This window comes from Pseudomonas putida (assembly GCF_022627325.1).
Classification (GTDB): domain Bacteria; phylum Pseudomonadota; class Gammaproteobacteria; order Pseudomonadales; family Pseudomonadaceae; genus Aquipseudomonas; species Aquipseudomonas putida_X.
Genome location: NZ_JAETZZ010000009.1, coordinates 127,385 through 146,832 on the forward strand (window position 1 = coordinate 127,385; position 19,448 = coordinate 146,832).

A 19,448-nucleotide genomic window follows, 5' to 3' on the forward strand; every position below is an offset into this window, starting at 1 on the left:
AACCCAAGCCCCGGCCATTCAGCGCTCAGGCGTACAACTTTCATCCTCCTCGAACCCGCGCGAAGCCCGGCCAACCAGCAAGTCATCCGGCGCGTACGCCACGCTGGGGTCCTTGCCCGGGTAATCCAGCGAATGCAGGAAATGCCGGATGCAGTTGATCCGCGCACGCTTCTTGTCATCGGACTTGATCACCGTCCACGGTGCATCGCCAGTGTCGGTGTGGAAGAACATCGCCTCCTTGGCGGCGGTGTAGTCCTCCCACTTATCCAGTGACTTGATGTCGATAGGCGAGAGCTTCCAGTGCTTGAGCGGGTCGTCCCGGCGTGAGATGAAGCGGCGCAGCTGCTCTTCGCGGTTCACCGAAAACCAGTATTTGAACAGCAGGATGCCGCTGTTGCACAGCATGCGCTCCAGGTCCGGCGCCTGGCGCATGAACTCCAGGTACTGCAATGGTGTGCAGAATTCCATCACCTTCTCGACCCCGGCGCGGTTGTACCAGGAGCGGTCGAAGAACACCATTTCACCAGCCGTGGGCAGGTGTTGGATGTAGCGCTGGAAATACCACTGGCCCTTTTCCTGCTCGGAAGGTTTCTCCAGCGCGACGATGCGCGCACCCCGTGGGTTCAGGTGTTCCATGAAGCGCTTGATGGTGCCGCCCTTGCCTGCCGCATCCCGCCCTTCGAACAGCACCACCACGCGCTGGCCGGTGTCCTTGACCCAGCTTTGTACCTTCAGCAGCTCGATCTGCAGCGCGTGCTTGGCCTTTTCGTATTCCTGGCGGCGCATGCGGGTCGGGTAGGGGTAGCTCGCCGGTAGCCGGGCAGAGGTGCTGTCCTCGTTGCTGCCTTTCGGCGCGCTGGCCACTTCCAGGGCCGCCGGTTCCTGGCTGACCTGGGTGATGGAGGGCTCAGGTTTGCGTTGGCGGGCGCGGCGGGCGCGAGGCTTGGGTGCGGTGCTGGGCGTCGGTTCTGCGGGGGCGGGGAGCAGGAGGGGGGATTCTTCGCTCATGGAGGTCCTTGCGAGGTCGATTCGAATGTTCGACTGCAATTGTGGGTTTGAGCGAGAGGGGGTTAGTTGATGCGGGTCAACGCTACGGGGTAGGCAAACAGGCTGAAAAATTCCAGGCAACAAAAAACCCGCACTGGGCGGGTTTCTTGTTGTCGCTTCGGGTAACTTTGCAACCACCAGAAGCTGAAGGTGGTGCCCAGAGACGGAGTCGAACCGCCGACACGAGGATTTTCAATCCTCTGCTCTACCGACTGAGCTATCTGGGCGACGAGGTGAATTAAATAGATTTCCAGACCGCTCGTCAACGACTTTTTGAAAAAATTTTAAATTAATTCCGTCGCTTACGATTTTCAGGGTCATTCGGCCGGTGGAACGTAACCTTCCGCCTGCGCGTAATCTTCGCCGGCGAAAAACTTGTCCATCTCGCCCTGAAGGAACTTGCGGTCCTCGGCGTTCATCATGTTCAGGCGCTTCTCGTTGATCAGCATGGTCTGGTGCTTCTGCCAGTCGGCCCAGGCTTGCTGCGAGATGTGCTCGAAGATGTCCTGGCCCTTGGCGCCCGGGTAAGGCGGGCGCTCCAGGCCTGGCAGTTGTTCTTTGTATTTGCGGCACATCACGGTGCGGGTCATCGGGCATCTCCTGCAATCAGTTCGTTGGCCGCGCGTTTGAGCAGCTTTTTGACCGGGGCGGCGAGGCCCAGGCGCGGCGGGGTGGCGAGGTTATACCAGAGCCAGTCGGCCTCGGCCACGTGCTGGCCGACGGGGTCGACACGCACCAGCCATGGCTCGATCGCCAGCTGGAAATGGCTGAAGGTATGGGTCAGGCCGTCCAGCGCGCGGCTTTCGGCCAGGCGCAGGCCATGCTGGTAGGCCAGGTCATCGAGCTGCTCGATGGCGTCCAGCTCCGGCAGGCTCCACAGGCCGCCCCACAGGCCGCTGGACGGGCGCCGGTACAGCAGGATGGCGCCTTCATGGTTGGCCAACAGCGGCATCAGCGTGCGCCGCTGGGGCAGCGCTTTGCGCGGTTTGGGTTCGGGGTAGCGCGTTTCTTCGCCATGCAGGTGCGCTTCGCAGCCGCTGCGCACGGGGCACAGCAGGCAAGTTGGCTTGCTGCGGGTGCACAGCGTGGCGCCCAGGTCCATCATCGCCTGGGTATAGTGGTTGGCGCGTTGTTGCGGGGTGAAGCGCTCGGCGGTGGCCCATAGGGCATTGGCCACCTTCGGCTCGCCTGGGTAACCGGCCTGGGCGGTGAAGCGGGCCAGCACGCGTTTGACGTTGCCGTCGAGGATCGGCGCACGGATACCCATGCTGATGCTGGCAATGGCACCGGCGGTGGAGAGGCCGATACCTGGCAGCTCGGTAAGCTGTTCGACACTGCGCGGGAACTCACCGCCGTATTGCTCGACGACGATCTTCGCGGCCTTCTGCAGGTTGCGTGCGCGGGTGTAGTAACCCAGGCCGGTCCACAGGTGCAGCACCTCGTCCTCCGGTGCTTCGGCCAGCGCCTGCACGGTGGGCAGGGCCTGCATGAAGCGGTCGAAGTAGTTCAGCACGGTGCTGACCTGGGTCTGTTGCAGCATGATTTCCGACACCCACACCCGGTAAGGGTTGATGCCTTGCTGCCAGGGCAGGTCGTGCCGGCCGTGCTGGTCGTACCAGTCCAGCACGGCGCTGGAGAACTGCGCAGGGCTCATCGCTTGAACAGCCCCTTGAGCGCGTCTTTCAATTCTGGGCTCACTTTGTCTCCGAGTTTTTCATCAAGTTTTTCATCGATCTTGTCTTTGAGGCGGTTGCCGGCCAGCTTGGCGGCAACCTTGCCCAGGCCGTCCTGGTCAAGGCGGCAGGCCTTGGCACCAAGCTCCAGCGGGCCACGGCAACGCAGCGGCAGTTCGACGCCGACGTAACGCTCATTGACCTGGCAGGCCGGGTCGGGCATGGCGCGCTGGTCACCTTCGACGATCACCCCGACGTTGTAGTCCATGCCGAGCACGCGCAGGTCCAGGTCGCCGTGGCCGTTGACGGTCAGGCCTGGGATGCGTGCCTTGAGGTCCGGGTTGCTGGCCACGCCGTTGCGCACCACCAGGCTGCCGCGCAACTCCTGGAACGGTGTGTCCTTGCCGCGTGGCTCGCCGCTGAGGGTCTTGCGGTTCAGCGTGGCGATGGCCTGGCAGAGCTGCTGTTCCAGGTTGGCGTTGACCAGCACGCCGTCGTTGATGGTGAAGTTTGCGTTGCCGTTGAGGGTGTCCACCAGTGCCTTCTGGCTGTTACCGGTGGCTGTCAGGTCGCTGCTGAGGGTCAGCAGGCCTTTGACCGGCGGGGCCTGGTCTTTGTCTTCAGCCTTGATGAAGTGCTCAACCGGCACGCGGTTGATCTTGGTGTTGACGCCAATCTGCGGCACGGCTGGGCGCACATCGACGGTGCCTTTGGCTTCGAAGCTGCCGTTATAGAGGCCGCCGCGCAGGGTCTGCAGGGTGATCAGGCCGCCCTGGCCGTTCGCTTGCAGTTGCGCGTCGTTGATCGGCAGCTTGTCCAGGGTCAGTGAGCCGAAGGCCAGGTCGGCCTGCAGGTCGAGCGTGCGCAGGCGGTCCACCGGCAGCAGCTTGTCGTTGCTCCAGGCTACCTGGGTGGGGGCGTTAGGCAGCGGAGAACTGCCGGCACCGGCGATGGCGCTGGCTTCCTGTTGCTTGACCTCGTTCTGGCGCGCTGCGGTGGCACCCTTGGCTTCATCGCTCTTGGCCGGCATGTAGCGGTCGGCGTCGAACGTGTCGGCCTTGAGCTGCAAGCGCAACGCTTGCTTGGCAAAGTTCTCGACGGCAACGCGGCCGGTGAAGGTGCTGTCGTCGAGTTTTACCGCGAGGTCTTCCAGGGCCAGGCTGTTTGGCGTGCCCTGCAGGCGGCTGACCAGCTCCAGCTTGTTGAAGGCTGCGGGGTCGCTGGTGGCCGGCAGGGGGTGGCCGATGCCATCGAGGAAGGTGCGCAGGTCGAACTGCGCGATGGACAGCCCACCGCTGAGCTGCGGCGTCTTGTCCAGGTCGCGCAGGTTGAGCTCGCCCAGGGCGCGCAGCTGGTTGGCCGAGATTTTCAGGCCGTTCCAAGTGGCGACGTTGGCTGCCATGTCGACCAGCAGCTGGCCTTGGGCCGCGAAGGTCATGGTCTTGCCGGCCAGCGGCTCGCCCGAGGTTTCGCCGGACAGGCGCATGTCCTCGAAGTTATAGCGCTTGAGCTTGCGGTCAAAGCGCAGCTCGCCGGCAAGTTCGGTGCGTGCCTTCATGTTCGGCTGGCTGGCGCTGAGGAAGGCGCTGGCCTTGAGCGGGATGTTCGCACCCTCGTGAATCGGGCCGGTGCTCAGCTGGATGCTTTCGGCGCTGTAGCTCTGGCCGGTCTTGGCATCGCTGTAGTGCACGCGGGCGTTGTTCACGGTCAGGCTGTCGATGTCGAGCTTGACCGCACGTTCGCTGCTGCTCTCTGCAGAGGCGTTGGGCTGATCTGCAGGCGCAGGTGCACTGGCGGTCGGGCCGGTTTGCGCAGGCAGCGGTTTGCCGATGTCTTCCCAGTTGCCATGGCCCTGTTCATCACGGTTCAGGGTCAGGTTCAGGCCTTCGACGCGCACATCGCTCATCTGCACTTCACGGCGCAGCAAGGGCAGCACGCGGACCGACAGGCCAAGCATCTGCAGGTCGGCGAACGGCTCCTTGGGCTTGTTCAAGGTGGCGATGCTGGCTTCGTGAAGCTCCAGGCCCAGCCAGGGGAACAGGCTCCAGCCGATGTCGCCATTGAGGGTCAGCTCGACGTGGGCCTTGTCGCGCGCCAACTGGCGGATCTCGTCTTTATAGTCGTTGGGATCGAAGAGGTGGGTCAGGGCGAAGCCCAGCGCCACGATGATCAGCAGCAACCCGAGAAGCCCCAGTCCCAGGAGTTTGCCGAACGCTTTCATGGGCGAGTCCTTGTAGTCCGTATTTGATTTTCAAGCGCCAGAGTATAGCGCCGCAGTGGTATGCCCAGCGTACTCGACAAGAGATACAGAGCATTTCCTACCGATTGATCAGGTGTTGTGGCTTTCGACAGTTGTGGTTTGGGCAGTTCCTTTTACCTGTACCGCAAGCAATACCGATTCAGCCGTTCGAAAAATAACGATATCAGATTGCTTTCATGTCATAGGCGAACTGGTACTCTTTCGGCGCCTGCGAAGCGGCCGCGACGTATTGTCGCGGAACGTTGCCATGAAACGGCCGAGCCTTACGTGCCAGCAAAAGAGCCGGGCATTCAATGCGCACGCATCGTCTACCTACAAAAGGATCACATCCATGAACAGCAGTATCACGGCAGGAGCGGTGGCCAGCGCGCCAAGCTTCTTGTCGAAGGAGCGCATCATCGCCCGCCCCGGTTTCAACCGCTGGCTGGTACCCCCGGCCGCGCTGGCCATTCACCTGTGTATCGGCATGGCCTACGGTTTTTCCGTGTTCTGGTTGCCGCTTTCCCAAGCCATCGGCATTACCGCCCCGGTAGCGTGCTCGGCGGACATGGGCTTCATTGCTCGCATGTTCAGCGCCGAGTGCGACTGGCCCATTTCCATGCTGAGCTGGATCTACACCCTGTTCTTCGTGTTCCTGGGTTGCTCGGCAGCGGTGCTGGGCGGTTGGTTGGAGCACGCAGGGCCGCGTAAGGCGGGCCTGGTGTCGGCCCTGTGCTGGTGCGGCGGCATGCTGATTTCGGCGATTGGCGTGAAGACCCATCAGCTGTGGCTGATGTGGCTGGGCTCCGGCGTGATCGGCGGTATCGGCCTGGGCCTGGGTTACATCTCGCCGGTTTCGACCTTGATCAAGTGGTTCCCGGACAAGCGCGGCATGGCCACTGGCATGGCGATCATGGGTTTTGGCGGCGGTGCCATGGTCGGTGCACCGCTAGCCACTGCGCTGATGGGGCACTTCGGCAATGAGCATGAAGTCGGCGTATGGCAGAGTTTCGTGGTCATGGCGGCGATCTACTTCGTGTTCATGACCGCTGGCGCCCTGGCGTACCGCGTGCCGCCGACCGGCTGGAAGCCAGAAGGCTGGACTGCGCCGGTGAAGAAAGCCAATGCGATGGTCACCGACCGTCACGTGCACGTCAGCGTTGCCTGGAAAACCCCGCAATTCGCGCTGATCTGGCTGGTGCTGTGCCTGAACGTTTCTGCGGGCATCGGCATCCTGGGCATGGCGTCGCCGCTGCTGCAGGAAGTGTTCGCTGGCAAGCTGCTGGGCAACGAGCTGAGCTTCAGCGAGCTGAACGCCGCACAATTGGCGCAGATTGCCGCCATTGCCGCGGGCTTCACCGGCCTGCTGAGCCTGTTCAACATCGGTGGGCGGTTCTTCTGGGCGTCGTTCTCGGACTACATCGGCCGCAAGAACACCTACTTCGCCTTCTTCGCCCTGGGTGTGGGCCTCTACAGCCTGGTGCCGAACATGGGCCATCTGGGCAACGTGGCACTGTTCGTGGCGGCCTTCTGCATCATCCTGTCCATGTATGGCGGTGGCTTCGCCACGGTGCCGGCCTACCTGGCTGACCTGTTCGGCACGCAGATGGTCGGTGCCATCCACGGCCGCCTGTTGACGGCCTGGGCCGCTGCTGGCGTGCTGGGCCCGGTGCTGATCACTTACCTGCGTGAGTATCAGTTGGCCGCGGGTGTGGAGCGTGCGGCGGCTTATGACATGACCCTGTACATCCTCGCTGGCCTGCTGGTGCTGGGCTTCGTCTGCAACTTGCTGGTGCGCCCGGTAGCCGACAAGCACTTCATGAGCGATGCCGAGCTTGCGGCCGAGCGTGCCCTGAGCCACGACAAAGGTGCCGATGGTGCGCGTGCGCTGGAGTGGCATGCAGCGCCTGGCAGCCTGCCGCTGGTGCTGATCGCGTGGGCGGTAGTGGTGATTCCGCTGGCCTGGGGGGTGTGGATTACCCTGCAGAAGACGGCGGTGTTGTTCCACTAAGGGGTATGACAGCCAGCTGACTGGCTGGCTGTCCTGGCCTCATCACCGGCAAGCCGGCCAACTGGATTGCGCCGGTTTTAGACACTGGGCAAGCCAGTTGCCCTCACAGGTTTCTCCGCTGGGCTTGAGTTCTGGCGGGGCTTTGGGGGAGGCGTCTTGCCGGTGATCGGCCTGCCGAGCAGCCCCTTGCGATGCCATATGTCATCCGCGTTCCAAGCTTGAGCGTTCTGGGCCTATAATGTAGCCCTTTTCGCCCAATGATTTTGCGGAGCTGGTGATGGTCGAACGTAAGGCTTCCGTCGAGCGCAATACCCTGGAAACCCAGGTCAAGTGCTCGATCAACCTCGATGGCAGTGGCAAGGCCCGATTCGATATCGGCGTGCCTTTCCTTGAACACATGCTCGACCAGATTGCCCGGCACGGGCTGATCGATCTGGATATCGAGTGCAAGGGTGACCTGCATATCGACGATCACCATACCGTCGAAGACGTCGGTATCACGCTGGGCCAGGCATTCGCCCAGGCCATCGGCGACAAGAAAGGCATCTTCCGTTACGGCCATGCCTATGTGCCGCTGGACGAAGCGCTGTCGCGTGTGGTCATCGACTTCTCTGGCCGCCCAGGCCTGCAGATGCACGTGCCCTACACCCGCGCCACCGTTGGCGGCTTCGATGTCGACCTGTTCCAGGAGTTTTTCCAGGGCTTCGTCAACCATGCGTTGGTTACCCTGCACATCGACAACCTGCGTGGCCATAACACCCACCACCAGATCGAAACCGTGTTCAAGGCCTTCGGTCGTGCCCTGCGCATGGCCGTGACCCAGGACGAGCGCATGGCCGGGCAGATGCCATCCACCAAGGGATGCCTGTAAATGCAGACGGTAGCCGTAATCGACTATGGCATGGGCAACCTGCACTCGGTAGCCAAGGCGCTCGAGCACGTCGGCGCCGGCAAGGTGATGGTCACCAGCGATGCTGCGGTGATTCGCGAGGCTGACCGTGTGGTGTTCCCGGGCGTCGGCGCGATCCGCGACTGCATGGCCGAAATCCGCCGCCTGGGCTTCGACAGCCTGGTGCGTGAAGTCAGCCAGGACCGGCCGTTTCTGGGCATCTGTGTAGGCATGCAGGCGCTGCTGGAGCACAGCGAAGAAAACGACGGTGTCGACTGCATCGGCCTGTTCCCTGGCCAGGTGCGCTTCTTCGGTAAAGACCTGCAGGAAGGTGGCGAACACCTGAAAGTGCCGCACATGGGCTGGAACGAAGTCACTCAGGCCGTCGACCACCCGCTGTGGCACGACATCTCTGATCGTGCGCGCTTCTATTTCGTGCACAGCTACTACATCAATGCCGGCAAGCCGGGGCAAGTGGTCGGTCGCGGCCATTATGGCGTCGACTTCGCTGCCGCGCTGGCCGAGGGCTCGCGCTTTGCCGTGCAGTTCCACCCGGAGAAGAGCCATACCCATGGCCTGCAACTGCTGCAGAACTTCGTGGCCTGGGACGGGCGCTGGTAAATGAGCAGGTCGAAGACCAAGGCCCCCGTCATCACCCTGGCCCCCGAGCAGGAGCGCGAAGCGCTCGACACCCTCAAGCGCTTCCTCGAAGACCGCTTCGAGCTGCAGCTGGGGTCGTTCGAGGTGGCTGAGGTCCTCGAGCTGTTCAGCAAAGAGATTGCACCCCATTACTACAACAGGGCGATTGCCGATGTTCAGCTGCACCTCAAGGAGCGGTTCGAGAGCATCGAGAGCGACCTGTGGGCGTTGGAAAAAAGCTGAAAGCTTCAAGCCTCAAGCTGCAAGCCAAAGCTGGACCGCCATCGAAAACACGACGCGCATGCTTGCAGCTTGTCGCTTGCAGCTTGCCGCTTGAATTGACGAAGGAAAGAGCATGCTGATTATCCCCGCTATCGATCTGAAGGACGGTGCCTGCGTGCGCCTGCGCCAGGGCCGCATGGAAGACTCCACGGTATTTTCCGACGACCCGGTGAGCATGGCCGCCAAGTGGGTGGAGGGTGGTTGCCGCCGCCTGCACCTGGTCGACCTCAACGGCGCCTTCGAAGGCCAGCCGGTCAACGGTGAAGTGGTCACTGCCATCGCCAAGCGTTACCCGAACCTGCCGATCCAGATCGGCGGGGGTATCCGTTCGCTGGAAACCATCGAGCACTACGTCAAGGCTGGCGTCAGCTACGTGATCATCGGCACCAAGGCGGTCAAGCAACCTGAGTTCGTCGCCGAAGCGTGCAAGGCCTTCCCCGGCAAGGTCATCGTTGGCCTGGACGCCAAGGACGGTTTCGTCGCCACCGACGGCTGGGCTGAAGTGAGCTCGGTGCAGGTCATCGACCTGGCCAAGCGCTTTGAGGCCGATGGCGTCTCGGCGATCGTCTACACCGACATCGCCAAGGACGGCATGATGCAGGGCTGCAATGTGCCGTTCACCAAGGCACTGGCCGAAGCCACCCGCATTCCGGTGATCGCTTCGGGCGGTATCCACAACCTGGGTGACATCAAGGCCCTGCTGGACGCCAAGGCCCCGGGCATCATCGGTGCCATCACCGGCCGTGCCATCTACGAAGGCACCCTCGATGTCGCCGAGGCCCAGGCCTTCTGCGACAACTACCAAGGCTGAGGACTGAACCATGGCACTGGCCAAGCGCATCATCCCTTGCCTGGACGTGGACAACGGCCGGGTGGTCAAGGGCGTCAAGTTCGAGAACATTCGTGATGCCGGCGACCCGGTGGAAATTGCCCGTCGCTACAACGAGCAGGGTGCCGACGAAATCACCTTCCTCGACATCACCGCAAGCGTCGATGGCCGCGATACCACCTTGCATACCGTCGAGCGCATGGCCAGCCAGGTGTTCATCCCGCTGACCGTGGGCGGTGGCGTGCGTACCGTGCAGGACATCCGCAACCTGCTCAATGCCGGTGCCGACAAGGTTTCGATCAACACCGCCGCGGTGTTCAACCCTGAGTTCGTGGGTGAGGCTGCCGACCGTTTCGGTTCGCAGTGCATCGTGGTGGCCATCGATGCCAAGAAGGTGTCTGGCCCCGGTGAAGCGCCGCGCTGGGAAATCTTCACCCATGGCGGGCGCAAGCCGACCGGGCTGGACGCGGTCGAGTGGGCGAAGAAGATGGAAAGCCTGGGTGCCGGTGAGATCCTGCTGACCAGCATGGACCAGGACGGCATGAAGAACGGTTTCGACCTGGGTGTGACCCGTGCCATCAGCGATGCGCTGGGGATTCCGGTGATCGCTTCGGGTGGTGTGGGTAACTTGCAGCACCTGGCTGACGGGATTCTGGAAGGGCATGCCAGCGCGGTGCTGGCGGCGAGCATCTTCCACTTTGGTGAGTACACGGTGCCGGAAGCCAAGGCCTACATGGCTGCCCGCGGTATCGTCGTTCGCTGACAGATTGATTGGGGCCGCACAGCGGCCCCGGTTGCATTAGCCGTGGCTCTTGCCGAGCAGCGCGTGGTATAGCTCGGTATCCCCAAGTATCCCCACTACCTTGTCGTTATCTTGCAGCACCAGCTTGTTGCCAGTCTGGTAACGGATCTGCAGCGCCTCGCGCATGCCGATATCGGCATTGACCAGTGTCGGCCGCCGCTCCAGCAACTCGACATCCTCTCCAGGTGCCCAGTTCTGCAGGTCCAGCCCGTTCTGCCCTTGGCGTGCACGCTTGAGCGAGCCACCTTCGCCCAGGTCCAGCCACGAATCGATGCCTGGGTCCAGGCATACCGAGCCGTTGATCCGTTTGCAGTTGTCCAAGGTGCGCATCAGGCTGCGGCCGCACAGCACGTTCAGCGGGTTGGTGTGGGCCACGAAGGTGCGTACGTAGTCGTCCGCCGGGTTGAGCACGATCTCCTCGGGCTTGCTGTACTGAACGATCCGCCCATCCTTCATGATGGCGATGCGGCTGCCCAGCTTGAGCGCTTCGTCCAGGTCGTGGCTGACGAACACGATGGTCTTGTTGAGCTTGCGCTGCAGCTCCAGCAGCTCGTCCTGCAGGCCCTGGCGGATCAGTGGGTCGAGGGCCGAGAACGGTTCGTCCATCAGCAGGATGTCAGCGTCCATCGCCAGTGCCCGGGCCAGGCCCACGCGCTGCTGCATGCCGCCGGAGAGTTCGTCCGGCTTCTTATTGCGCCACTGGGTCAAACCCACCAGCTCAAGCTTCTCGTCCACCAGCTTGCGCCGTTCCTTTTCAGGGCGGCCCTGCATTTCCAGGCCAAAGCTGATGTTCTCGCGCACCGTCAGCCAAGGCATCAGGGCGAACTTCTGGAACACCATGGCGATGCGCTTGGTGCGCATCATCTTGAGCTCTGCCGGGGTGCAGTGGGCAATGTCGATGTGCTTGCCTTCGTGCTCGACGAACAGCTTGCCGCGGCTGACGGTGTTCAGGCCGTTGATGCAGCGCAGCAGGCTCGACTTGCCCGAACCGGACAGGCCCATCAGCACGCAGATCTCGCCCTTGTTGATATCCAGGTTGGCCTTTTCGACACCCACCACCAGCCCGGTCTGCTTGAGGATCTGCTCCCGGGTCTTGCCCTGATCGAGCAGTGCCAGCGCTTCACGCGGCTTGTTGGAGAAGATGACGTCGACATCTTCGAAACGAATGATGCTCATGCTTCACCCCTTACCGTGACTTCCGGTTGCTTGCAGATACGGTCGAGCATGATGGCCAGCAGTACGATTGCCAGGCCCGCTTCGAAGCCCAGGGAAATGTCGGCGGTGTTCAGTGCGTTGACCACGGGTTTGCCCAGGCCATCGGCGCCCACCAGGGCCGCGATCACCACCATCGACAGCGACAGCATGATGCACTGGGTAACGCCGGCGGCGATGCTCGGCATCGCGTGGGGCAGTTCGATGCGGGTCAGCAACTGGCGCCGCGAGCAGCCGAAGGCCTTGCCGGCGTCCAGCAGCTCCTGCGGGACGTCGCAGATGCCCAGGTAGGTCAGGCGAATCGGCGCGGCGATGGCGAACACCACCGTGGAGATCAGCCCAGGCACCACACCCAGGCCGAACAGTGTCAGGGTTGGGATCAGGTAAACGAAGGTGGGCACCGTCTGCATCAAGTCGAGCACCGGGCGCATCGCGGTATAGAACATCGGTTTGTGCGCGGCAACGATCCCCAGCGGTACACCGATGGCCACACAGACCACGGTGGCAAAGGTGACTTGCGCCAGGGTTTCCATGGTCTCCTGCCAATAGCCCAGGTTGAGGATCAGCAGGAAGGAGAGGGCGACGAACACAGTCAGTGCCCATTTGCGCTGAATCAGGTGCGCGAGGGCGGAGAACAGGGCGATGAGGACGAACGGGTTGAACCAGGTCAGAGTGCCGGTGACGCCCTGGATCATGAATTCCAGGCCTTGAGCGATGGCGTCGAAGTAATCGGCGCCATTCTGGGTCAGCCATTCGACGAATGACGCGATGTACTCACCCAGGGGTATTTTCTGATCGATAAGCATGATAGCGAGCTTCCACCTGCAAAGATTGAAATCAGTCCGGGGCGAGCACGGTCCCACCCCGCGGTGTTGCCTTCGTCTTGCGTTATTGCGTCAGTTTGGCTTTGGCCGCCTCAAGGCCCGGTTTGCCGTCCACGGTGGTCACACCGGCGAGCCAGGCGTCCAGCTTGCCTGGGTTGTCCTTGAGCCACTTCCTGGCAGCTGCGTCGGGCTTCATCTTGTCGTCCAGGACATAGCCCATCATGGTGCTTTCATCCTTGAGCTCGAACGACAGGTTCTTGAGCAGTTGGCCTACGTTGCTGCACTCCTGCACATAGCCCTTGCGGGTATTGGTCAGCACGGTTGCCTTGCCCAGTTCGGGGCCGAAGAAGTCGTCCCCGCCGGTCAGGTACTGCATCTTGAAGCGGGTGTTCATCGGGTGAGGTTCCCAACCGAGGAATACGATCGCCTCCCCGCGCTTCTGCGCCCGGTCCACCTGCGACAGCATGCCGGCCTCACTGGACTGCACGATCTTGAAACCGGCGTCCTTCAGGCCGAAGGCGTTCTTGTCGATCATGCTCTGGATGGTGCGGTTGCCGTCGTTACCCGGTTCGATGCCGTAGATCTTGCCTTCCAGTTCCTTCTTGAACTTGGGAATGTCGGCAAAATCCTTGAGGCCCTTGTCGTACAGCGACTGGGGTACGGCCAAGGTGTACTTGGCGTTTTCCAGGTTGGCGCGCACGGTTTCGACAGTGCCGGCGTCGCGGTACTGCTTGATGTCGTTTTCCATGGTCGGCATCCAGTTGCCGAGAAACACGTCCAGGTCCTTGCCGGCGGCCAGCGACTTGTAGGTCACCGGTACCGAGATCATGGTGGTGTGAGTCTTGTAACCCAGTGCTTCGAGCACAACGCTGGTGGTCGCGGTGGTTACCGTGATGTCGGTCCAGCCGACATCGGAAAAACGTACCGTCTGACACTGCTCGGGTTCTGCGGCCTGGGCCAGCAAGGGGGCGGACAGCAACGCGGCCAGCAACAGCGAGGGTGAACCTTTCATGGATGGACTCCTGTGATTTTATCTTCGGGTTCGCGAGGGCTGCCGGGCTTTCTCAGGGTCCGGTCAACCAGGCCTGCAGAGGGCAGGATGCGAGGCCGTGCAATACGAGTCGCTTTCGATAATCCACCAGCGCCGGGCAATCGCCTACAGGTGGGGTCGTAACCAGTACGGAACGGGTCGCTTTGAGTACTGGCGATGTCGCATATGGCATTTTCCTCCCCTGGCTGCGTATTTTTCCGTCATCGGAGCGCCTGAAAGCGGCGCACATGCAGGTAAAACGGCGCGGCGCTGCTGGACAAAAGTACGTCGGTTGCAGACGGCGAGGGGGGGCGCAAAAGCCTGATGATGCGTGCATTCGTGGCGGCTCGCAGCTTCAGCCTAGCAGTTGCCCCGCCCTGCGCATGGCGCGCAGAGACAAGCCCAGCAAGAGGTGTAGCGACAATGGCCATCAGCGTGTTCGACCTGTTCAAGATCGGAGTCGGGCCCTCCAGCTCCCATACCGTCGGCCCCATGCGTGCGGGCGCCCTGTTCGTCCAGGGCCTGCGTGAGCGCGGCGAGCTTGAGCAGGTGAAAAGGGTGCAGGTGCGGTTATACGGCTCGCTGTCGGCCACCGGTATTGGCCACGGCTCCGACCACGCCACCATCATGGGCCTGATGGGCGAATGGCCGGACGCCATCGACCCGGCCCAGATCGTCCCACGCATCGCCGACCTGCGCGAAACCAATACCCTGAAGCTGGATAACCGCCTGCCCATCGAATTCGTCTGGGCGCGTGACATGCTGCTGCTGGACGAGAACCTGCCGTACCACCCCAATGCCATGACCCTGATCGCCGAAGGCGAGCAGGGCGAGCTGCACCGTGACACCTATTACTCGGTGGGGGGCGGTTTCGTGGTCGATGCCGCCCAGGCCGCCAGTGGTGTGCTGGATGCCGACCAGACGGTGCTGCCGTACGATTTCAACAGTGCCGCAGAGCTGCTGCGCCTGTGCAAGCAAAACGACCTTAGCGTGTCGCAATTGATGATGGCCAACGAGAAGGTCTGGCGCAGCGAGCAAGAGATCCGCGCCGGCCTGCACACGCTCTGGCAAGCCATGCAGGAATGCGTGCACAACGGCCTCAAGCATGAGGGCACGCTGCCCGGCGGGCTGAATGTGCGCCGCCGGGCCGCCAGGCTGCACCGTAGCCTGCAGGAGATCGGCAAGCCCAATGTGATCGGCTCGACCATGAGTGCCATGGAGTGGGTCAACCTGTTCGCCCTGGCGGTCAACGAAGAGAACGCCGCTGGCGGGCGCATGGTCACTGCGCCCACCAATGGCGCGGCCGGCATCATCCCGGCTGTGCTGCACTACTACATGCGTTTCAGCGATGCGGTCGACGAGTCCAACGTGGTCGACTTCTTCCTGGCCGCCGCCGCAGTGGGCATCCTGTGCAAAAAGAATGCATCGATTTCAGGTGCCGAGGTGGGTTGCCAGGGTGAAGTCGGTTCAGCGTGCGCCATGGCGGCGGCTGGCCTTGCCGAAGTGCTGGGGGCGACCCCGGCGCAGGTGGAGAACGCCGCCGAGATCGCCCTCGAGCACAACCTTGGCCTGACTTGCGACCCAGTCGGTGGCCTGGTGCAGGTGCCGTGCATCGAGCGCAACGCCATTGCCGCAGTCAAGGCCATCAACGCCGTACAGATGGCCCTGCGCGGTGACGGCGAGCACTTCATCTCCCTGGACCAGGTGATCCGCACCATGCGCGACACCGGCGCCGACATGCACGACAAGTACAAAGAGACCTCACGCGGCGGTTTGGCGGTCAGCGCCATCGAATGTTGATGCGCTGACTGTGAGCTACTTTTGTCAAGACGCCCCGTTTTGGGGCGTCTTCGTATCAGCCGATCGTCGGATGTCGCGATCAGTGTCACCATTGTCGGTGACACTAAACAGTGTCGTTTCTGGGCAACCTGCCTTGGGCGTGTCACCAAATTGCTCATAAGTGACACGCAAAGGCGCTGGCCCGCCGGTTTGGGTTTTTTCAACAACCCGATCGGCGAGCCGGAATTGCTGAAAAAAGGCGTCGTTTTTGGGTTTTTTTGGATGGCCGTTCAATTTCAGGCACGGCCCTTGCGTTGAGATTGGCAAAGCCCCTGCGAATGAATTGGGGCCATTACAAAAAATCAGTGCCCGCCTGAGGCACACCCTGTTTTTGTGTGAGGAGAAATCGCGATGACGTCGTACACCTCCGGGAATCCAACCCAGAACCGCACAGCACCCCAGTCCATCGGGTTTCTCCTTCTGGACAACTTCACCCTGATTTCCTTGGCCTCGGCCGTGGAACCGCTGCGCATGGCCAACCAGCTTTCCGGCCGTGAGCTGTATCGCTGGCACACGCTCACCGTCGATGGCGGCCAGGTGTGGGCCAGCGATGGCTTGCAGATCACGCCGGACGCCTCCATCGCCAACGCCCCTCCCATCGACACCGTTATCGTCTGCGGTGGCGTGGGGATCCAGCGTTCGGTTACCCGTGAGCATGTCACCTGGCTGCAGGCCCAGGCGCGTCAGTCGCGCCGTTTGGGCGCTGTGTGCACCGGTAGCTGGGCGCTGGCCTGTGCCGGCCTGCTCGATGGTTTCGACTGCAGCGTGCACTGGGAATGCCTGGCGGCGATGCAGGAGGCGTTTCCGCGGGCCAACATGAGCACACGCCTGTTCACCCTCGACCGCAACCGCTTCACCAGCTCTGGCGGCACTGCGCCGCTGGACATGATGCTGCACCTGATCAGCCGCGATCATGGCCGCGAACTGTCGGCGGCGATCTCTGAGATGTTCGTTTACGAGCGCATTCGCAACGAGCAGGACCACCAGCGCGTGCCGCTCAAGCACATGCTGGGAACCAACCAGCCGAAGCTGCAGGAAATCGTCGCGCTGATGGAGGCCAACCTCGAAGAGCCGATCGACCTGGACGAACTGGCCGTGTACGTGGCCGTGTCGCGTCGCCAGCTTGAGCGGCTGTTCCAGAAGTACCTGCACTGCTCGCCGTCGCGCTATTACCTGAAGCTGCGCCTGATCCGTGCGCGGCAGCTGCTCAAGCAGACGCCGATGTCGATCATCGAAGTGGCCTCGGTGTGCGGCTTCGTCTCCACGCCGCACTTCTCCAAGTGCTACCGCGAGTACTTCGGCATTCCGCCGCGTGATGAACGAGTGGGCTCAAACACCGCACAGCAAGTGGCAATGATGCCGATTCCGCAAGCCATGACCCTGTCGCCGCACAGCGGGCCGATGGCTGCGCTGAGCCAGGCGCGCAACGAGTCGACCTTTGCCAGTGTGAGGCTCTGACCTCTACGGGGGGGGGCTGCGTTGCAGCCCCATCGCCGGCAAGCCACGGAATCGCATTAGCTTCTACGAATTGGGTCAGACTGTTGCCCCCGCAGACTGGACTGTCCGCAAACGTTCGGCGCCAATCCATGGGGCTGAGGAAGCGCCGGCTCACCACCAGGCCTGAGAGCAGTGTCCAAACTCCTGGAGGCAGTCCAACCTGTGGGAGCCGGCTTGCCGGCGATGGGGCCGGTGCAGGAAAAATTCTTCAGGCCCGCTTGTTGAAACTCGCAAGCGCCGGCAACAACTGCTTGTCGATGGCCTGGCGCACCGCCGGCAAAATCGTCGCACTGCCGGTATACATCTGCTCGACCATGCCCTTGAGTGCCCGCGCATTGGGCTCGGTCAACCCACGCACCACCGCCTCGCAGGCCTGCTCGGCACTGGCCCCGGCTGGGATATCGAACCCGCGCGCGCGCAGTTGGCCGGCGAGGTCGTCCTGATCAATCAAATCCGCATGCATCATGGCTGTTGTCCCTTTTATCGCTAAGAGAGTGCTGCTGTGATTTACGACTGATTCTGTGACGAGTGCGACATACCCGCAACAACAGAATACCGGCATGGCTGCTTTGGCTAAGAACAGGTCGTTTACGGCTAAATTCGCCGGGTCGCAACTGCGCACACTCACGCCATCTACCGCAACGGAGGGTTTGGTCACCTTCTTCATGCACAGTGGATGTTGCTCGCTCTTGGCCCCGGATGCTCACGGCTTTGCGGGGCAATTTTTTTTGGTTCATGCCAGACCTGGCATTTTTGCCAGTTGTCTGCTCATCAGCGATTGGGTCCACTGTGGGGAAACCACAGGGAGTCAATAGCGATGGTCACGGTACGAATTTTTTTCAGATATTTGCTAGTGCTGACATTAGTCAGCGCAGGTGGTTGTAAGGCGTTGGAGCCAGGTTTGGCTTCAGCTACGGCTGGGCCTTTGTACCAGCTACAGGCTACGCCGGCGCGCGACACGTTGAAGGCCACCGCCACCGGGAAGTTGGCCAGATTATTGGAAGATCCGGCGGCTGAGCAGGTGACGTTGATAAACGCCAATCTACATTTGCTCGATGCGCACATAAAAACGCTGACGGTGAGCGTGCCTGGTGGCAATGCCGTGCAGTTCAATCAACGTCGCGCTGGAACTGTTTTTGAAAACATCGACGGGTGGGTCGGCTACCGTCCCAATGATTGGAAGAGCAAAACGGGCTCTACTGCTGAAATTCCTGTCGACCCACTTTACTATCTATCCGTCGTGCGAAACGGTGAGAAGATTTGGGCCAACCTGACCCTCGGTGGCCAGCCTTATCGCATCGAGCCGATAGAGGGCAAGCAGCATGTACTGGTAAAGATCGACGAATCAAAACTTCCCAAAGAAGCCGAGCCAATACGTGAACAGGTGGATGTTGTAGAGCCGGTCCCACTCCGGGAACCTAGCCCTGCCCAGAGTGTGATTCGCGTACTTTTTGTTACCACCAACCAGCTACGCGAGAGATACCCTGACTTCTATGAGAAAACGCTTCTGGCATTGCAGGACGCTAATCAGTACTTGGAAAACAGCCAAGTCAATGCGCGTTACGAAAATGCCGGCTTTTTTTCCGCGAGTTACGATGAGGGATCAAAAGATACTAAGACGATGCTATACGATATGAAAAACAACGGTCCTGCCTTAGGGGCTGCAATACACACGGTCAGGGAGGACAGGCGCGCCGATCTCGTCAGCATGCTCATTGTGAACTACGAATATTGCGGCTACGCGTTTATAGATAGTTCCAAAAGCAGCGCTTTTTCCACAGTCAGTTGCTATGGCGTCTTGGCGCACGAGTTAGGACATAATTTTGGTGCGGGCCATAATAACGAAGGTGAAAAATCGAGCTACGACTATGGTTATCGCCATCCGGAAGATCCCCGGTTCCGCACGATAATGTCATATGGGTGTGCGACAAGCTGCCCGGAAATCGCTTATCATTCCAACCCTCGCCTTACTTATCAGGGACAGCCGATGGGGACTGTCGCCCACAACGATGTCGCGCGCCGCTTCAATGACCGTCGGGAAACGGTAGCGAATTTCTATGAAAACTACACACCTGTCACGATAACGCTATACAAAGGGGAGAACTACCAAAGCCAAATATGTTCCTTCACGGCGGAAGTAGGTCACTATTACTCCTTCAATGACAGTCATCCCTGTGTGGCGGCGCGCGAGGAAGTCAGGTCGATGAAAGTCAGAGGTTTCAGAGGTGATCTTAGATACTATGTGTATATTGAAGGTCCAAAAGGGACAATTCCAAATGGATATTTTGGAAACTACGTCGGCGATTTTGATGTGCCCAGCTTGCGGTATTCTGCGCCAGGAAGCCTTCCGGAAGGCCTTAAAAGAGTTCCAAATTTGTTTGGCACGGCCATGATCAGGCTAGGCCTCACCGACGGAGGCCCACAAAATAAATAGGTGCTTCACGAACTCGCGGCGAAGACCAACAGCAACGCTACTTTTTGGATGATGTTTGTGCGAGCGAACACATCAAAAACTGGCGTTCTAGTGGACGACATCAATACATTGCTGCTGAAGCAGGGGCCAATCTTCCGGTGAGGTGATTTTGCAGTACTGGATATTTGCCAGGTGTTCATGCATTGCGGCTGAATACCTGGC

General features: G+C 61.1%; 17 protein-coding genes and 1 tRNA gene. 9 read left to right on the top strand and 9 right to left on the bottom strand.

Going from position 1 to position 19,448, the window contains the following annotated elements:
• Window positions 1-18 precede the first annotated feature (18 nt).
• The 5 genes from ppk2 to JNA92_RS15765 form a co-directional block, all read right to left on the bottom strand.
• Window positions 19-1,008 carry a polyphosphate kinase 2 gene (gene ppk2 / locus JNA92_RS15745; RefSeq protein ID WP_241805576.1) on the bottom strand — a complete coding sequence of 330 codons (990 nt, stop codon included), beginning with the start codon at window positions 1,006-1,008 and terminating at the stop codon, window positions 19-21.
• A 190-nt stretch (window positions 1,009-1,198) separates the two neighbouring features.
• Window positions 1,199-1,274 (bottom strand) — tRNA-Phe (locus tag JNA92_RS15750).
• Window positions 1,275-1,364: 90 nt separating this feature from the next.
• Window positions 1,365-1,637, bottom strand: a complete 273-nt coding sequence (locus JNA92_RS15755) for an oxidative damage protection protein (protein ID WP_125924973.1) — start codon at window positions 1,635-1,637, stop codon at window positions 1,365-1,367.
• Complete coding sequence (gene mutY / locus JNA92_RS15760) at window positions 1,634-2,701, bottom strand: A/G-specific adenine glycosylase (RefSeq protein WP_241805577.1); 1,068 nt, start codon at window positions 2,699-2,701, stop codon at window positions 1,634-1,636. The genes JNA92_RS15755 and mutY overlap by 4 nt, the downstream gene beginning before the upstream one ends.
• On the bottom strand, window positions 2,698-4,941 hold the full coding sequence (locus tag JNA92_RS15765; protein ID WP_241805578.1) for an AsmA family protein: 2,244 nt from the start codon (window positions 4,939-4,941) through the stop codon (window positions 2,698-2,700). Before JNA92_RS15765 ends, mutY begins: the two co-directional genes overlap by 4 nt.
• A 370-nt stretch (window positions 4,942-5,311) precedes the next feature.
• Here JNA92_RS15765 and JNA92_RS15770 point away from each other — a divergent pair, with 370 nt between their 5' ends.
• The 6 genes from JNA92_RS15770 to hisF all read left to right on the top strand — a co-directional run bounded on the left by JNA92_RS15770 (window position 5,312) and on the right by hisF (window position 10,372).
• Window positions 5,312-6,970: an OFA family MFS transporter gene (locus tag JNA92_RS15770; protein WP_241805579.1), complete on the top strand. Its 1,659-nt coding sequence runs from the start codon at window positions 5,312-5,314 to the stop codon at window positions 6,968-6,970.
• 277 nt (window positions 6,971-7,247) lie between these two features.
• Window positions 7,248-7,841 (top strand): imidazoleglycerol-phosphate dehydratase HisB, encoded by a 594-nt coding sequence (hisB, locus tag JNA92_RS15775; RefSeq protein WP_012316676.1) that lies wholly within the window; start codon window positions 7,248-7,250, stop codon window positions 7,839-7,841.
• Window positions 7,842-8,480 carry an imidazole glycerol phosphate synthase subunit HisH gene (hisH, locus tag JNA92_RS15780; protein WP_241805581.1) on the top strand — a complete coding sequence of 213 codons (639 nt, stop codon included), beginning with the start codon at window positions 7,842-7,844 and terminating at the stop codon, window positions 8,478-8,480. It begins immediately after the preceding gene.
• The gene (locus tag JNA92_RS15785; protein ID WP_241805582.1) at window positions 8,481-8,741 is read left to right on the top strand and encodes a DUF2164 domain-containing protein; all 261 of its coding nucleotides are present in this window, start codon (window positions 8,481-8,483) and stop codon (window positions 8,739-8,741) included. It begins immediately after the preceding gene.
• Window positions 8,742-8,853: 112 nt separating this feature from the next.
• Window positions 8,854-9,591: a 1-(5-phosphoribosyl)-5-[(5-phosphoribosylamino)methylideneamino]imidazole-4-carboxamide isomerase gene (gene hisA, locus JNA92_RS15790; RefSeq protein ID WP_003255731.1), complete on the top strand. Its 738-nt coding sequence runs from the start codon at window positions 8,854-8,856 to the stop codon at window positions 9,589-9,591.
• Window positions 9,592-9,601: 10 nt separating this feature from the next.
• A complete protein-coding gene (gene hisF / locus JNA92_RS15795; RefSeq protein ID WP_241805584.1) occupies window positions 9,602-10,372 on the top strand; it encodes an imidazole glycerol phosphate synthase subunit HisF in 771 nt (256 codons plus the stop codon).
• A gap of 36 nt (window positions 10,373-10,408) precedes the next feature.
• On the opposite strand, the gene choV is transcribed toward hisF, so the two are convergent.
• The 3 genes from choV to JNA92_RS15810 form a co-directional block, all read right to left on the bottom strand.
• The gene (gene choV, locus JNA92_RS15800) at window positions 10,409-11,587 is read right to left on the bottom strand and encodes a choline ABC transporter ATP-binding protein (RefSeq protein WP_241805586.1); all 1,179 of its coding nucleotides are present in this window, start codon (window positions 11,585-11,587) and stop codon (window positions 10,409-10,411) included.
• Window positions 11,584-12,432, bottom strand: coding sequence for a choline ABC transporter permease subunit (choW, locus tag JNA92_RS15805; RefSeq protein WP_241805704.1), 849 nt, complete (start codon window positions 12,430-12,432; stop codon window positions 11,584-11,586). Before choW ends, choV begins: the two co-directional genes overlap by 4 nt.
• Window positions 12,433-12,511: 79 nt before the next feature.
• Window positions 12,512-13,459: a choline ABC transporter substrate-binding protein gene (locus tag JNA92_RS15810; RefSeq protein WP_241805587.1), complete on the bottom strand. Its 948-nt coding sequence runs from the start codon at window positions 13,457-13,459 to the stop codon at window positions 12,512-12,514.
• A gap of 441 nt (window positions 13,460-13,900) precedes the next feature.
• Between JNA92_RS15810 and JNA92_RS15815 the strand changes: the two genes are divergently transcribed.
• Both JNA92_RS15815 and JNA92_RS15820 read left to right on the top strand, forming a co-directional pair.
• Complete coding sequence (locus tag JNA92_RS15815; RefSeq protein WP_241805588.1) at window positions 13,901-15,277, top strand: L-serine ammonia-lyase; 1,377 nt, start codon at window positions 13,901-13,903, stop codon at window positions 15,275-15,277.
• A 390-nt stretch (window positions 15,278-15,667) separates the two neighbouring features.
• On the top strand, window positions 15,668-16,774 hold the full coding sequence (locus JNA92_RS15820) for a GlxA family transcriptional regulator (RefSeq protein WP_241805589.1): 1,107 nt from the start codon (window positions 15,668-15,670) through the stop codon (window positions 16,772-16,774).
• Window positions 16,775-17,021: 247 nt separating this feature from the next.
• Here JNA92_RS15820 and JNA92_RS15825 read toward each other — a convergent pair whose 3' ends face one another.
• On the bottom strand, window positions 17,022-17,279 hold the full coding sequence (locus JNA92_RS15825; protein ID WP_039604371.1) for a hypothetical protein: 258 nt from the start codon (window positions 17,277-17,279) through the stop codon (window positions 17,022-17,024).
• A 351-nt stretch (window positions 17,280-17,630) separates the two neighbouring features.
• On the opposite strand from JNA92_RS15825, the gene JNA92_RS15830 reads away from it, so the two are divergent.
• On the top strand, window positions 17,631-19,247 hold the full coding sequence (locus JNA92_RS15830; protein WP_241805590.1) for a reprolysin-like metallopeptidase: 1,617 nt from the start codon (window positions 17,631-17,633) through the stop codon (window positions 19,245-19,247).
• Window positions 19,248-19,448 lie beyond the last annotated feature (201 nt).